The organism is Paenibacillus sp. LjRoot153 (assembly GCF_964253085.1).
Lineage (GTDB): Bacteria > Bacillota > Bacilli > Paenibacillales > NBRC-103111 > Paenibacillus_E.
The window spans coordinates 5317567-5333987 of sequence record NZ_CAXUQH020000001.1 but is presented as its reverse complement, the minus strand read 5'-3'; the positions used below and the strand labels follow the sequence as shown (position 1 = coordinate 5333987).

The following is a 16421-nucleotide window of genomic DNA, read 5'->3' as shown; positions in this document are numbered from 1 at the left end:
AGTGAGGAGATGAAACGGATTGATTTGCTCGTTACGGGGATTGGCTGTTTGGTTACCCCTCCTGGGAATGTACCGCGGTGTGGACAACAAATGAAGGAAGTCCATGTAATCACGGACGCAGCGGTAGCCATTCGCGAGGGAAGAATTGTCTCATTTGGCCCAGCTAAAGAAGTTCTGGATCTCCTTGCTGATGTAGAAATTGCAGAAACCATTGACGTTGGTGGTCGTATGGTTACACCTGGGCTGGTCGATCCGCACACCCATCTCGTTCATGGCGGTTCACGTGAGCATGAGCTGGCGCTAAAGCGGTCCGATGTCTCCTATCTGGACATTTTAGCGCAGGGAGGAGGGATACTTAATACGGTGCAAAATACACGCGCAGCCAGCGAGCAGGAACTCTATGATAAGGCGCGTCGAAGTTTGAACGAGATGCTGTTGAATGGTGTCACGACGGTTGAGGCGAAAAGCGGCTACGGTCTCACCTTGGAAGATGAATTGAAGCAACTCCGTGTGGCAAAACGTTTGAACGATACTCACCCAGTCGAAATTGTTTCGACATTTATGGGGGCACATGCGGTCCCGCTGGCGTATAAAGGTTGTGCCGAGGAATATGTAGACTTTATCGTCAATGAAATGGTTCCCAAGGTGGCTGAAGAGGAGCTTGCGGAGTTTTGCGATGTGTTTTGTGAAAAAGGTGTTTTTTCCATTGAGCAGTCGCGCCGAATTCTGCTGAAAGGAAAGGAGTTCGGTTTGCTTCCGAAAATACACGCAGACGAAATAAAACCGCTTGGCGGGGCGGAACTGGCGGGCGAAATCGGTGCGATATCCGCTGAACATTTGCTGGCTGCGACCGATAAAGGCTTCGCTGCAATGGCGGAACATCGCGTGATTCCAGTGCTCTTACCGGGCACTTCGTTCAACCTAGGCCTGGCCAAACATGCGCGTGCACGAGACATGATCGACACCTATGAGCTGCCGGTGGCTCTAGCAACGGACTATAATCCAGGCTCCTGTCCGACCGAGTCGATCCAGCTCATCATGATGCTGGCGTCTCTGAATTTGAAAATGACACCGGAGGAGATTCTGACTGCGTGCACGATCAACGCGGCGAATGCGCTGGGACGAGGGAGAGATATCGGTTCGATCGCAGTGGGGAAGCGTGCGGATTTAACCATATTTGATGCGCCAAATCTCGCTTATCTGCCGTATCATTTCGGGATTAACCATACATTTGGTGTCATCAAAAACGGAAGCGTGATCGTATGGAACCGTACCATCGTGACGAAAGAAGCAGGTAAGGAGGAGGCTGCGCTATGAGCCATGAGATTCCCTTTCTCAAACCGCCTGATCAAGCTGCGTTCAGAGATCACTTGGAAACCAAGGTTGCCCATTGGATTCGCCAGTGGGACGGTCATGAGCCATTGCTTGCAGGGATCATCGGCATCCCGCTGTCGAAACCGTCGATCTCGCATTCAGGTGCTTCGACAACGCCGGCGGCGGTGCGCACGGCGTTCAAGTCATTTACTACCTACTCGATGGAGTATGGTGTTGACCTGCAAGACTTAGCCGTTCGCGACCTCGGCGATATCCACATGCATGTGACGGATATCGCGGAATGTCACCGCCGCATCGAGGAAAGCTTGCGTGCGCTTTATAACGCTCAGCCGGATTTAATTCCGATCATCTTCGGCGGCGATCATTCGACGAGCTGCCCGTCGATCAAAGCCTTTGTTGACCGTCATCCTGGTCAGAAAGTGGGTATCCTTCATTTTGATGCGCACCATGATGTCCGTAATTTTGAGGACGGTGGCGTCACCAACGGAACGCCGTTCCGCGGCATCCTCGAGTCTGGTGTGGTGCAGGGACATCACATCGTACAAATCGGTATTCGAGACTTCATGAATTCCAAGCCGTATCATGACTACGTGAAGAATAAAGGCGTACATGTGTTTACATCACGTGATATACGTCGGATGGGCATGGATGCGGTGCTTGATCAGGCGCTTCAACTTGCCGGGGAAGACACGAATGTACTGTATGTAAGTTTCGACGTGGATGTGATCGACCAGGCTTATGCACCTGGATGCCCGGCGATTGGTACCGGCGGGATGAATCCGTGGGATGCGCTGGATGCCCTCTATCGACTCGGATCACTGCCGCAGGTGCAGGGTCTGGACTTCGTTTGCATCGATCCGACCGTCGATGTGCGTAATGTGACCTCGCGTCTAGCAGTGCAGTTCATGCTCAGCTTCTTGGCTGGGCTTGCTGCACGCTCACAATAAAATGCTTGAATGAATCGCCGCTAGCTCCTTGTTGTTGGAGCTGGCGGCGTTTGCTTTGTGTAGCAGGAGCAGAGCCTTACAAAGCCGGTGCAAAAATTCGAACATTTTCGCAGGATTACTGTATATTTTCCGAAGAAAGCGCTTGCTATACTGATATCAATCCGTTACGAAGCGATGAATTAAACGAAGAAGAGGTGTTCTCATGGATAAGCAGATAACGGTTCAGAAGCGGGTGCCTGAGGTCGGGAGCAGGGCAAAGGAGTCGAAGCTAAAGCTAAAAATCATACAGGTTTGGGGTTTTCGCGCATTTTATCTGATGCTCTTGCCAGGTGTGATCTATTACATTGTGTTCAAATATATGCCCATGTACGGAATCATTATTGCATTCAAGGATTTCCAAATGCTGGATGGCATCGTCGGGAGTCACTGGGCGGACCCCTGGTATAAACATTTCCAGCAATTTTTTAACTCCCCATATTTCGGACAGCTGATGATTAACACCATATTGATCAGCGTATATAAGCTGGTTTTCGGGATTGCTCCACCCATTATCATGGCCTTACTGCTCAATGAATGCAGGCTGCGGTGGTTCAAAACGATTGTACAAACGATGACCTATATGCCGCATTTCTTATCGTGGGTTATTATCTATGGCATACTTAACACCCTCTTGTCCCAAAGCTCTGGTATCGTCAACCGTTGGCTTGTTGAAGGAGGTGGCCAATCAATTGGATTCATGACTTCAATCGATCATTTCAGAACGATTCTGGTCGCTTCAGAAGTATGGAAGGATCTGGGCTGGGGCGCTATCATTTACCTAGCTGCGATGGCCTCGATCGACCCAACCTTGTATGAGGCAGTCCGCGTGGATGGTGGCAGTCGACTTCGCATGATGTGGCATATTACACTGCCTGGCATTCGGAATGTTATCGTGCTTTTGCTGATACTGAAGCTAGGTCATATTATGGATGCCGGATTCGATCAGATTTATATCCTTTATAACATTCAAGTCTATCAAGTAGCTGATATTTTGGATACTTGGGTATTCCGTACAGGACTTCAACAGCTCAACTTCAGTTTGGCTGCAGCTGTCGGCTTGTTTAAATCAATCATTGGCTTAGTGCTTGTGCTCGGATCCAATCAATTATCGAAGAAGTGGGGGGAGAGCGCATGGTAAGAAGCTGGGAAGATCGCATCCTCAATACAATCGTTATTTTCATTCTCGGCCTTACTTCCTTAGCAGCGATCCTTCCACTGATGTATGTGCTATCCGTTTCCATCACGCCATTTTCCGAAGTGCTGAAGCACGGAGGTTTTATCTTACTCCCGAAATCGATCACATTCCATGCGTATCATGAACTATTTACCACAACGAACATCCCGAGGGCCTTTTGGATCACGATCTTCATTACCGTTGTCGGAACCGTAGTGAATCTAGTGTTGACGTCGCTGATGGCTTACCCGCTTAGCCGTCGCAATCTCCCAGGAAGAGGATTTTTCCTTCTTATGATTGTGTTCACGATGCTATTCAGCGGAGGCTTAATTCCGACTTATTTAATTGTAAAAAATTTAGGATTGCTTAATTCCGTCTGGTCGATGATTTTGCCGAATGCGATATGGAGCTTTAATGTGCTTATTATGAAAAGTTTTTTCGAGAACATTCCTGAAGAGTTGTTTGAATCGGCCCGTATGGACGGTGCCAAGGAATTTCGAATTCTATGGCAAATTGTACTGCCACTTGCCGTGCCGTCCATGCTTACAGTCGGGCTGTTCTACATGGTTGGACATTGGAACGAGTTCTTCCAAGCGATTATGTACGTGACTGACCGTAACTTATATCCCTTACAAGTCGTTATTCGCGAAGTTCTCATGATGACACAGCTGCCGTTATTGGAAAATGCCGAGAATGTGCTGCCTACCGAAACGATGCAAATGGCTGCTGTCATTACCGCGAGTTTGCCGATCATTCTCGTGTATCCTTTTATTCAAAAACATTTTACAAAAGGAATGCTTCTAGGCGCTGTCAAAGGTTGATCCCGCAAGGCCGAAGGAAAGTGAGGGGTGCAGATGAACCTGAAAACCTTTGGTCGCGGTAACAATATAGTTCCAAAAAAATGTATACTATACTAGAGGAAGAAGGGGTTTCTATGAAAAAGATTGTATATGCTCCGATGCTGGCAATGACGTTAACAGGAGCTATGTTGATTGCTGGTTGTGGAGGTTCGCCTGCGGTCGAGAAAGCTTCGGAGAAGCCGGCAGCTAGCACGCCAGCAGCCAATGCAAAGCCAGTAAAGCTGGACATCATTGAAACGGGAACCGGGCTTCCAACCCCAGATCAGGATATCATTAAGCAGGAACTGGATAAAGCGTTACATACAGAAATTAACCTGACCGTTTATGCATCTCCCGATGATTACAAGAATCAGTTGAATGTGCGCATGGCATCAGCAAATTTCCCGGATTTATTTGCAGTAGACCGAGTACAGTTAAAGCAATTATCGGACCAAGGCCTTCTTCTTGATTTGACGCCATATTTAGATAAACTAAAGCCAGCGAAAGATTTCATCGGTGAGGCTAGCTTTAAACAAGGGATGATGAATGGCAAAACATTAGCCATAGCCAAAGCACCAACGGCTTCCAAAACGTCGTTCTGGATTCGGAAAGATTGGCTTGATAAACTAAATCTAAAAGTTCCTACCACACTAGAAGAAATGCTCGAAGTTGCGAAAGCGTTTACGGAGAAAGATCCAGATGGCAATGGGAAGAAAGATACATTCGGCATCACAGGAGCGAAACTAAACGCGTTCAACACGTTCTTCGGTGCTTATGGCGTGGGTCTTATGGACGGCAGTCAAGTTCCAGCCATCTATGTGAAAGATAATAAAGTGGTCAATTCCCTCTATGCGCCAGGTATGAAGGATGCGCTTGCTTCTATTAAAAATATGGTTGCTGCAGGTGTGGTTGATCCAGAACTCATGGCAACCTCGCAAACACAGGCTATGCAAAAGGCGATCAAAGGACAAGCGGGTATTTTTTACACAGCTTGGTCGGATATGACAACTGCTCAGAACGTTGAACAGATGAAAGCCATCAATCCCAACGTCAACTGGGTGCAAATTGATGCGTTGCAAGGTCCAGGCGGCAAATTCACAGCATCTTGGGATATAGGCAATCCCGCAGGATTGTATGCGCTTCCAAAGTCATTGGAGAAATCCCCTGAAAAGCTCCAGAAGGTATTCGACTTGTTGAACTATGTATCCTCGAAGGACGGATCGAAGTTAGTGCAATACGGTGTAAAAGGAAAACATTTTAATCTCGAAGGGGAAAAAGTGGTTCCGACGGATTTGATGGCCAAAGAAGGTGCCTATTTCTGGCTCTACCAATTTACGGGCCGTCCTGAGATGGAATATTTGTCCGTGAAATTTGCTCCACAAATTAAGTTAATTGATTTTGCCAATAAACAGCCACGCCTTCAAGCGGTGAACGGATTTATTGATTTCCCAAGTGGCTATAACGCAGCTGATGCGAATCGGTATGTGGAAGAGGAGTTCTCGAAATTCATCTATGGGAAACGACCTCTCACTGAATATGATAGCTTCCTGAAAACATTGGAAAGTTCCATGAATTACAAAGCATTCTTAGAAGCATCTGAGAAAAAAGTGAAAGAGCTCGGATACGTGAAGTAGGTAGAAAAAGGTTGAAAAGGGATGAAGAGGCTTCTGGCTTCATCTCTTTCTGTCATTCTAAATAAAACGGATCGTGGGGGAGAATAGCAATGATGAGTGGAGATAGCAAGAAACAACAGGTTCATACAGATATCCTGGTTGCCGGAGGCGGCATTTCGGGTGTTGTAGCTGCCATTGCGGCTGCGAGGAACGGTGCTAAGGTTACGCTTTGTCAGGATCGCTCGGTTCTGGGAGGCAATGCCTCTTCCGAGATCCGTATGCATATTGTCGGGGCGGCACATTCCAAACGGGGAACGGCATTAGAAACTGAAGCAAGAGAAGGCGGCATCCTGGAAGAAATTCTTCTGGAGTGCGCCGTTCGCAATCCACAGCGAAGCGCTTCGATGCTGGATCTCCTCTTATATGAGAAGTGCAGAGCAGAACCGAACCTGTCACTGATGTTGAATACGGCCATTATAGGTGTACGAATGGACGGTAATCGCATAGTATCAGCATGGGCAACGAGGGAAAGCACGGAACATAGCTTCGAAATAAGTGCGAATATTTTCATGGATTGTACGGGAGACGGACGTCTCGGCAAAGAAGCAGGAGCGCAATTCACAACAGGACGTGAGTCTTCTGAGCAATATGGAGAGTCTTTCGCTGGTGCAGTAGCCGATACGTATCGTCTCGGTTCTTCACTGTTATTTACGGCTCGAAATATGGGTAAACCGATGGCATTCATACCTCCTGTATGGGCGAAGCGCTATTCGGAAGAAGATTTGAAATACCGCAGTCATGCGTCATGGGAATACGGTTATTGGTGGGTAGAGTTTGGCGGACTATTGGATACGATCTCCGATAACGAATTCATTCGTGACGAACTGCTGGCCATTATGATGGGCGTGTGGGATCATATCAAAAATAGTGGTCATCATCCAGAGTCTGAGAACTGGGCACTTGATTGGTTCGGCTTCGTGCCTGGCAAGCGGGAGTCTCGACGATTCATTGGTCAACATGTGTTGACGCAAAGGGATCTGGAAGAGTCGGTTCATTTCGAAGATGTCATCGCGTATGGGGGGTGGCCCATGGATACACATCCACCGCAGGGGATTGAGGCCAAAGAAATTGATCCCTGCCATCAACCACATACAAACCATGTATATGGCATACCTGTAAGGTCATTGATCAGCGCTAATGTGGAGAATTTGATGTTTGTTGGACGCAATATATCTGCTACACATATTGCTTTTTCAAGCACGAGAGTTATGGCTACCTGTGGTGTAATGGGGCAAGGTGCGGGAACATTTGCCGCTTTGGCCATTCAAGAAGGTTTTTCACTTGAGATGGCGTATAAGAATCAAGAATTGATTCGGAAAACGCAACAACGGCTTATCGGGCAGGATGCGTTTCTTCCTGGTATTCCCGCTAGCGATAACTTGTCTAGCCAAGCGACAGTTCGAGCTTCTACCGAACAACCTCAAGGCCGAGCATCGAATGTAATAGATGGCTATACCCGAGCGATGCATGGCACAAACGGTGTTAGGCTGGACCTCGTCGTTCCTGGTTCCCACAGGTGGATGTCACATCCTGATGATCAAGCACCATGGATTGAGTTAACATGGGAAACACCGGTTGCCATCAGCGAGATCACCATCGTGCTTGATACAGGCATGCACCGGAGACTAACCCTGACACAAGAGGATCAGTTGCATAAGAAAAATGAATGGGGACCACAGCCGGAAACGTTGAAGGATTTCCGAGTCATTGCTTATACGGCGAATCAAGCCGAGGATGCTCGTCAAGTGATGATGATTCAGGATAATTACCAACGGCAAGTAACAAGCCATGTAGGGTTAGAGCAAGTAAATAGGCTACGCTTGGAAGTCTTAAGCACGAATGGATTGGATCATGCTAGAGTATTTGAAATCAGATGTCATTGAAGTAAATAGGGTGGATATCTCTAGGAGGAGGACGGCGTCTTGGGAGGAATATTTGAAAATGTTGACATATCAGGTTGTACGATTACGGATGTTCAAATGGTGCCAGAAGGAAGTCTCACCTTAGAAGACGGAAGAATCTTTACGGACTTACCAGCATTTTGTCGAGTTTCCCTCGAGCTGAAGCCAACCTCGCAGTCTAACATTCGGGTGGAGCTTTGGCTGCCACAAGATTGGAATGGCAGATTCCTCGGCACGGGCAATGGAGGTAGTGCAAGTTATATTAGCTACAATCCACTTGCACTTGGCGTGCGGCGAGGATATGCGACAGCAAATACGGATATGGGCACTTCGCCAAATGCCTTCGAGGCGATTGGACATCCGGAACGATGGGTGGATTTCGGTTATCGTGCCACACACGAGATGACGGTAGCGGCGAAAGTACTCATCCAATTATATTACAAAAGATCAGCCAGCTACGCTTATTTCATGGGTTGTTCAACGGGTGGACAACAAGCGTTAATGGAAGCTCAGCGCTATCCGTCTGATTATCACGGCATCATCGCTGGGGCGCCAGCCAATAATCGCACTCACTTGCATACTGGATTTTTGTGGAATTTCAAAGCAACGAACCAAGGAACAGACACGCATTTTTCAAAAGAACAAATTGCATTCATAACTCGCAAAGTAGTCGAACATGGACGGGGGAAGGATAGCGGTGCTCTCCATGGTGATAATTTCTTAACCGACCCAAGGGTTCTGCAATTCGACCCAGAGACGTTGGCTGCTTCACAGGATGACGTTGACGGGGTTGGCCTCACCGATAAACAGATATCCGCATTGAAGCTGATTTATGCGGGTCCAACTAATCCAAGAACAGGCGAACGTATTTATACGCCACTTCCATATGGGAGTGAGGATTGTGGGGGAGGGTTGGATCTTCAACAAGATCCAGAACAGTTACCATCATCGCTGTTATATCCATTTCATTGGGTGTTTGGGGCGGATTTCGATTATTCGACATTTGATTTTGATCGGGATTTGGATACGTTGAATGAGCGATTGGCGCCGATTCTTAATGCGAATAATCCCGATGTCAGCGAGATGAAAGCTTTAGGAGGGAAAATCTTGTTGTACACTGGCATGGCGGATCCGCTTGTTCCATATCAAGATGCACTCCACTACTATGAGCGAGTGATTGAACATCAGGGCGGCCTTGATCAAACCCAGGATTTCTTCCGGTTATTCCTAGTGCCAGGAATGGGCCATTGCGGAGGTGGACCGGGGTTGAATGAGATAGGTTTCAGAGGCGTTTCAAGTTTACCAGTAGATAGCGAGCATGACATTTTAGCCGCAATGGTTGAATGGGTTGAGCATGGAAAAGCGCCGGATACACTTATCGCAACCGCGTTTATAGATGGTTTTGCTCCGAATGGCGTTAGCTTCCAAAGACCTATTTATCCATATCCGAAGCTTCCCAAATACATTTCAGGAGATCCTAATTTGCCAGCTAGCTATCAAGGTGTGGAACATCCTCGAGGCGGAGTTCTTATTCCAGCGGAAAAATACCTCGTTTAAATGATTTCAATGACAGGTGGTTGCTAGATGCATAATACACCGATAAGGGTTTTGATCGTAGATGATGAACTGCCGTTAAGGCAGGAGCTCAGATCCATGCCTTGGCATTTGTTTGGAGCCGAATTGGTTGGAGAAGCAGAGAATGGCGAAGAGGCTTTACTGCTTTGTGAGGAACTGAAGCCGGATCTCGTCATCACGGATATCATTATGCCGATTATGGACGGGATGGAGCTATTGCGGCAGGCAAAGCAAAGATTCCCATGCATTCAGTTCGTGTTGCTAACGTCACATAGTGACTTTCAGTACGCACAACAAGCACTCAAGCTTGGGGCTTTGGAATATGTTCTTAAGCTTACCTTCGAAGAAGAAGAAATGAAGGCAGCGGTGGACAAGGCTAGAGCAGCCATAAGACGAGAAAGTGATCTTCAAAGCTACGAGCGCGAACGGAAGCGTCGGGATATTTCTCAGCTTTTGAACACGATTGCGATGGGGGAAGCTGATCAGGTTACAGGGTTATCGCAGCTATGGGAGGCTTGGAGTCGTGCAACTCCCTATTATCCTGTAAGACTTTACATCGAAGTGAAGGAGGGAGATCGGTTCCATCTGCTGCATGAGCTTAAGATACAGTTAGAGCGATTGGAAAGAGAATCTTCCAATTTCTATTGGTCCCCGATTGGTGATCAAGACATTGCGCTAGTATTCTGCAATCTTCATTCTGCCTTGGAAGCCTGTACACAAGCGGAGCAAGTCATGCGAGGGGTTCACCAGGCGTTGGAGATGCAGTTAACGGATTCCTACGGTGGATTTCGTTTATTGGCGGTGACAGGTGGATGCGTTAGAGAGCCTCAGGATTTATTTTCTTCTTTGCGCTCAAGTGTTATCACTGAAGCGATGAAATTTTATGACAGCTCACTAACCTCATTAACCGCGGACAAGGCAGCATCGGGACTTGCAGGGCCAGAGGATTCGCCAGATGCAGAACAAATCATCAGCAAGTGGATAGACGTGGCGAAAGATAAGGAGAAGCTAATCGTATTTTTTCAAGAAACCCTAAGGTCATGGGCGATTGCAAGCCGGTTCGAGCCAGAGAAGTTGAAAGCGTTCATCCTACGAATACGTGAGAAAGTTATCACTGTTCATTCTTTGCTTAGGTCAAGTGAATATGAGGCATTTACCGTTCAACTTCAGGGAGCTCCGACGTTTGTTCAATTGTTGCATGTATTAGTAAGGGAGCAAGAATCAGGGGCAAGTGGGATCCGGAAGATCAGAAATGATGTGCAGCTTGCTCAGAAAATCATCGTCACGCGACTTTCGGAGGCGATTACGCTGACATCCATTTCCGAGGAAGTGGGCCTGAGCTCGTCCTATTTTAGCCGACTATTTCGTGAAGAAACCGGAGAATCTTTCAATGATTATGTCACTAGAATGCGAATAGAGAAAGCGATGGAACTTCTTCAGACAACACAGTTGAAAGTGTATGAAGTGGCAGAACGTGTAGGCATTCCTAGCTACCGTTATTTCTCCCAGCTGTTTCGCAATTGGACGGGCGTAGCGCCAAACGAATATAAGAGGGCTGATTTTAAATGAAAAAGCTGATGTCGTGGTTTGGTGGCCAGAGTATGCTTGCAAAACACTTTCTATTTCTGTCAGTGGGGACGCTGCTACTACTGGGTGGGCTTACCTGGATTAATTTACGGGAAGCAGAGGATTTGTTTCGGAAGCAGGTGGTTTCTGACGCACAAATCATTATTGACCGAACAAATCTCTATATGAATGCGTACTTGGACAACGTGCAGAACATCCTCATGCTGATTTCCACACGGGAGGATTTACTAACCGAAGCTAAGGAACATGAAGCGACAGAGATCCTTCGCAAATATGCAAGTATGAACAGCACCCTGTATCGATCCATGTATTTAGTTCGTGAGGATGGCAAGGTGATGTCCAGTTCTCAAACGACTTTTGAGATTATTGGAAACCCACATATCCAGAAGCTGCTTGAGCAAGCCAAGCAAACACAGGGGATGTTTATTACAGAGCCATACCAATCTCCGATGTCAGGCAAAACAGTGGCGTTCACGATGCCTCTAAGATCCGCATCAACGAGTTCATTTATAGGGATGGCGGTTGTTGAAATCGACCTCGTTCAATTAACCAATTTGTTGTCTCAGTTTATGAATACCAAAAATCAAACATTCTCCATCATAACGAATAAACGAAATGTCGTACAAGCATTTGAGGGTACACTGCCGAGTTCTTATCGCATGCTGCCGTACAATATTTCTGTTTTTCCGCCAGAACTGGATACTGCATTTATTGATGAGATGTCGGAGCTTTCACTAGGTGTGTCTGATATAGAGGGTCCGCAAGGGAACATGGTGGCCGTAAAATCGGGCATGAATAAGCTGGGCTGGTATTTCATTGCCTTCTATAAAGATAGTTTCTTTTATCAACATATTCGAAGTCTTCATACGAACTTTACTACAGCCGGCATATTTTGGATTTTTATCGTACTATCCAGTACGTATATGATAAGTCGTTATGTGACCCACCCCGTACGCACATTGGTTGCTAAGATGGACCGCGTACGTGATATGGAAGTGCTTCACAGCATTTCGGGGAGCGGCAAAGATGAGATTGGGCGCTTGGTTCTTAGTTATAACGCGATGATGGAGCGGATTCATCATCTGCTGCAGGAGACACGGGAATCGGAACGTCGGAAAAAACAATTTGAGTTAAAAATGCTGCAAAGTCAAATTGCCCCGCACTTTCTATATAACACGCTTGCCTGCATTAGCAGTTTGGCTAAGCAGCACAAAATTGATGAAGTCCGGGAAACCATTAAGGCGTTAGTAGGGTTGCTTTCATTTAGCTTTGATAAAAGTACGGAGTTTGTCACCTTAGCGGATGAACTGGAAGGATTGCGCATGTATGCGTACATCCAGAAGGTGAGATACGGGGATAAATTCACGATGACGATAGATGCGGAGCCGGTAACGCTTCATATAACGATGCTGAAGCTGACCTTGCAACCTCTTGTGGAAAATGCCATCTTCCATGGGTTGGTTCCGCTCAAGCGGACAGGAACAATCCGTATTCGAACAAAGTGCGTCAAGCATAAACTCATTATTACCATAAGGGATACAGGGCTCGGCATGGATTCGGAGCAGCTTAACAATTTATTTACAGAGAGACATAAAGCACCTAGCAAGCATCGCTTTACCGGAATTGGGATCATGAACGTTCATGAGCGGATTGTTTTGTATTTTGGACAAGAGTATGGGCTATCGATCTTCAGCTTACCTGAGGCAGGAACGTTAATCCGAATTGAGATGCCGGCATCCCTGCATGCAGCGAAATAAAACTAGTAGTCAATACTGACAACCTACATACTTGACGGGCTGAATCGGAAAGATACCGTTCTCATTATACCCGGCGGCGGGTATAAAGGCTGCAGCTCCTCAGAAGGAGAAGGTGTAGCGATGAAATTTCTGGAGGCCGGCATGTCGGCCATCGTGCTGACGTATACGACTCGCATGAGACCAAGCATGCAACCGGTACAGAAGCAGCCGATACGTGATCTTTCCCGCGCGATGATCATCATCTCATTGGCAGAGTTCGGGCGAATGACGGCGAATAACCTGCAATGAACTGCGATTCTTGAATATGAGTTGGCAATGTGTGACAATGAGAGAGGTAACTCAGGAGCACGTAGTAAGCGATGCAGTTTTGAAGGAGGATTTATTTTATGATAAAAACGATGAAGCTTGGAACCAGTCCCTTAGAAGTTCCGGTTATTGCAGTAGGCTGTATGAGAATTAACTCGCTGGACAAGCTTGAGGCTGAACGCTTCGTCCAAGGGGCGATGGATATCGGAGCTAATTTCTTCGACCATGCGGATATATACGGTGGCGGTACTTGTGAGGAAATTTTCGCGGATGCGATCCATATGAACGCTAATGTACGAGAGAAGATCATTCTACAATCCAAATGTGGGATTCGGAAAGGGATGTTCGACTTTTCCAAAGAACATATTTTGGAATCCGTTGACAACATATTGAAAAGGCTCAAAACGGAATACTTAGATATTCTGCTTCTGCATCGCCCAGATGCTTTAGTAGAGCCTGAAGAAGTCGCTGAAGCGTTTGATCTACTGGAAAGCTCGGGGAAAGTCAGACATTTCGGTGTTTCCAATCAGACGCCTCTGCAAATTCAATTACTGAAGAAATCGGTCAAGCAGCCGCTTGTAGCGAATCAATTGCAATTAAGTATTACGAATGCAACGATGATTTCGAATGGTATCAATGTCAATATGCTGAATGATTCCGCAGTTGACCGTGATGGCGGCATTCTTGATTTCTGCCGATTGAACGATATCACGATTCAGCCATGGTCGCCTTTCCAATATGGATTCTTTGAAGGTGTATTCCTTGATAACGAGAAGTTCCCAGAGTTGAACCTGAAGATTGATGAAATCGCGGCGAAGTATGAAGTATCCAATACGACGATCGCGATTGCGTGGATTTTACGCCATCCAGCGCGTATGCAGCCGGTTACGGGGACAATGAATGTCAATCGATTACTCGATTGCGCGAAGGCTGGCGATATTCAGTTGACTCGTCAAGAATGGTATGAAATTTATCGTGCGGCAGGAAATGTTCTTCCATAGTGTCTAGAGTTCGAATAGAAGCGTTCACTCCGAAGGAGTGGGCGTTTTTTTGTCAACTAAGAATTTATATGTATCACATAGTAAGTCGATTATAACTCTTCATAAGGAGAAGAGTTAGTCGATGAAACCAACTAACTCGAATCGACAGTTGAAATCAAATCATATAATAAACAAACGAAAATGACTATTGTAAACAAATAACGACCATCGTTTCTCCTTGTGGGAAAGATGGTCGTTATATGTTTATCTCACTTGATTGGAAATCGTATCCAGTATTATTTGGACATAGGCATCAATACTGAACCATCGCGTATCTATGGTAACAGGGACTTTATTTTCTACCATTTCAATAGCTTCTCTTGGATGCAGCAGATCATATCTGGGGCTGTACATTTCGGTGAACGGTGGCAAATCCTCTCGTCCCTTAGGTGCGATGGGTGTAGCGCCTAGCAGTTGAGCTTCATAGAGCGCCAAGGTGAGGCTGCCGCCTATCGTGACGGAAACCGCAGCAGTTGCCTTAGACAATAACTGATAATACTCAGCATGCGGCAGCCTGCCTACTTCAATGCCTAATTCTCTCCACATGGCTACAGGATAGTGGGACAACGGTGTTACAGGCGAGGCTATAACCACGCGATAACCTAACTCCATAAATTCAAAAGCCAAACGGACTGAGAGATAAGGTTGATAGAATTCATTCATTCGGCCTGGGAAGACGATTAGTTTCTCCCGCTCATCAGAAGGCTTAATTCCATTCAAGGTGGCATTCACATAGTCATGATCGTAAGGAAAACCCGCAGCGATAATTTCGACTTGGGAACCGGGAGGCAGGCAGCGTTTGCCCCAAGGCACCATGCTGGGATTCGTATAGAAAATAGCTTTCAACGAAGGATGATGAAAAATCCATAATGACTCTAAGTCTAAGACATTAGTGAAAGGATTCCAGACGTCATGTTCTTGAATATAAAGATGCTGGGGAACAGGATCAGCTTCTTTGATCATATCAAATAGGGTGAAGCGTGTTATTAGAACGGGATGTTCGGGGTCCTTTGGCAATTCCGGAGTAAAAGTATACGGGACTCCCGCGGAATCAAGCCCTTTTTTTAAACCACTGAGATAATTCGGATACCACGCTGTTTGATCATTTTCGTCTACAAGTACATGTAACATGATAAGTAAGCCTCCATGGGGACTATGAATTAACTTCATATGCAAAATATATCATATTTTCTTGTGGATATCATGCCTATCAACTTATGTGATATGGTTAAGTATAGATTATGAATAGACAAGGACGGTGAAAAAATAATGGCTTCTATGGACGAGAGAATCTTCTTAGAATCTGGCAAGGTTCGTGACGGTATTCCGCATGTAAGAGAAGTTATTTACGTAGGTCGGAATGGTCAGAAAGTTGAGCGGATTCAAGTAGATATCAATGGTGCTATGACTAGCTTTATTTATAAACCACTCACGAATTATCCCAATATAGGAAAAGAAGTATGGTTGCAAGAGAATTTGCACTTCCGAATTCCCGAGGTACATATCCCCCAAATCCTCTACTATTCTCAGGCGCTTGAGCCGGAGAAGGAATGGATGGTTTTCGAAGATCTAGGTGAGCTGGAACATAACTTCAGCGGGGAAATGATGCTAAAAACGTCGGAGTTCATACCCTATTGGCATCTCTTGCCGACATCGCTTCTACCTGAAGAATTTGAGGGTCACTCTCCGAGAATTAATGAAATTCAAAGCTTTATTTTGTCGAAGGATGTGCAAGTGAGGCAAATATTCAAGACTTTAGGATTTCTTGATGACCACATCACTTACTTTTATGAGGATATTCTACGCCAGGATCAACTTGAATTGGAAACTGTCATTTCACACGGTGATTTGTATCCGTTAAACATCGCTGAAGTAAATCATACAATCTTCATTTTCGATTGGGAGTACGTACATACGAATAGCGTATTCTGGGATCTGTATTCGTTGATGGACATTACGAGCCCGCAATACAAGCGCTTGGTCATTACGCAGGAATCACGTCTAGCAATTCTTGATAGATACATCTCCGTTCGCGAGAACCTTCAATCTCCAACACATTCGAACTTCATTGATAATTATCACAAATACAGTGCGTTGTATTCGGTGTGGCTGTTGCTTTTAATCGAAGAGGATATCGCTCAAGAAAGATTTGAAAAATCTGCCCTTTTACGGCAGTACAAGGAAACGCTTGAGATTCTGAAGAGCGTTTTCGAGTATCTAAAATACACCAAAGGACAATTTTTTTAAA

Annotated in this window: 13 protein-coding genes; 12 read left to right on the top strand and 1 reads right to left on the bottom strand. The window is 46.1% G+C overall.

The window, feature by feature from the left end; all coding sequences use genetic code 11:
- Positions 1 to 9 precede the first annotated feature (9 nt).
- From hutI to ACSQ8P_RS23225, 11 genes are all read left to right on the top strand, one after another.
- Positions 10 to 1317, top strand: a complete 1308-nt coding sequence (hutI, locus tag ACSQ8P_RS23275; RefSeq protein WP_436237353.1) for an imidazolonepropionase — start codon at positions 10 to 12, stop codon at positions 1315 to 1317.
- Positions 1314 to 2282 (top strand): formimidoylglutamase, encoded by a 969-nt coding sequence (gene hutG, locus ACSQ8P_RS23270; protein WP_436237352.1) that lies wholly within the window; start codon positions 1314 to 1316, stop codon positions 2280 to 2282. Before hutI ends, hutG begins: the two co-directional genes overlap by 4 nt.
- Before the next feature lie 202 nt (positions 2283 to 2484).
- Positions 2485 to 3459 (top strand): ABC transporter permease, encoded by a 975-nt coding sequence (locus ACSQ8P_RS23265; protein ID WP_436237351.1) that lies wholly within the window; start codon positions 2485 to 2487, stop codon positions 3457 to 3459.
- The gene (locus ACSQ8P_RS23260; protein WP_436237350.1) at positions 3453 to 4316 is read left to right on the top strand and encodes a carbohydrate ABC transporter permease; all 864 of its coding nucleotides are present in this window, start codon (positions 3453 to 3455) and stop codon (positions 4314 to 4316) included. The genes ACSQ8P_RS23265 and ACSQ8P_RS23260 overlap by 7 nt, the downstream gene beginning before the upstream one ends.
- Before the next feature lie 113 nt (positions 4317 to 4429).
- Complete coding sequence (locus tag ACSQ8P_RS23255; RefSeq protein WP_436237349.1) at positions 4430 to 5968, top strand: extracellular solute-binding protein; 1539 nt, start codon at positions 4430 to 4432, stop codon at positions 5966 to 5968.
- Between the two features lie 89 nt (positions 5969 to 6057).
- Positions 6058 to 7890, top strand: coding sequence for an FAD-dependent oxidoreductase (locus tag ACSQ8P_RS23250; protein WP_436237348.1), 1833 nt, complete (start codon positions 6058 to 6060; stop codon positions 7888 to 7890).
- A 39-nt stretch (positions 7891 to 7929) separates the two neighbouring features.
- Positions 7930 to 9465, top strand: a complete 1536-nt coding sequence (locus ACSQ8P_RS23245; protein WP_436237347.1) for a tannase/feruloyl esterase family alpha/beta hydrolase — start codon at positions 7930 to 7932, stop codon at positions 9463 to 9465.
- A 27-nt stretch (positions 9466 to 9492) separates the two neighbouring features.
- Positions 9493 to 11052: a response regulator transcription factor gene (locus ACSQ8P_RS23240; protein ID WP_436237346.1), complete on the top strand. Its 1560-nt coding sequence runs from the start codon at positions 9493 to 9495 to the stop codon at positions 11050 to 11052.
- A gap of 32 nt (positions 11053 to 11084) precedes the next feature.
- Positions 11085 to 12827, top strand: coding sequence for a sensor histidine kinase (locus ACSQ8P_RS23235; RefSeq protein ID WP_436237345.1), 1743 nt, complete (start codon positions 11085 to 11087; stop codon positions 12825 to 12827).
- A gap of 120 nt (positions 12828 to 12947) precedes the next feature.
- Complete coding sequence (locus ACSQ8P_RS23230) at positions 12948 to 13115, top strand: hypothetical protein (RefSeq protein ID WP_436237344.1); 168 nt, start codon at positions 12948 to 12950, stop codon at positions 13113 to 13115.
- Between the two features lie 101 nt (positions 13116 to 13216).
- On the top strand, positions 13217 to 14134 hold the full coding sequence (locus ACSQ8P_RS23225; RefSeq protein WP_436239585.1) for an aldo/keto reductase: 918 nt from the start codon (positions 13217 to 13219) through the stop codon (positions 14132 to 14134).
- 243 nt (positions 14135 to 14377) lie between these two features.
- On the opposite strand, the gene ACSQ8P_RS23220 is transcribed toward ACSQ8P_RS23225, so the two are convergent.
- On the bottom strand, positions 14378 to 15304 hold the full coding sequence (locus ACSQ8P_RS23220; protein ID WP_436237343.1) for a hypothetical protein: 927 nt from the start codon (positions 15302 to 15304) through the stop codon (positions 14378 to 14380).
- Positions 15305 to 15451: 147 nt separating this feature from the next.
- Here ACSQ8P_RS23220 and ACSQ8P_RS23215 point away from each other — a divergent pair, with 147 nt between their 5' ends.
- Positions 15452 to 16420 (top strand): hypothetical protein, encoded by a 969-nt coding sequence (locus ACSQ8P_RS23215; protein WP_436237342.1) that lies wholly within the window; start codon positions 15452 to 15454, stop codon positions 16418 to 16420.
- Position 16421: the final 1 nt, after the last annotated feature.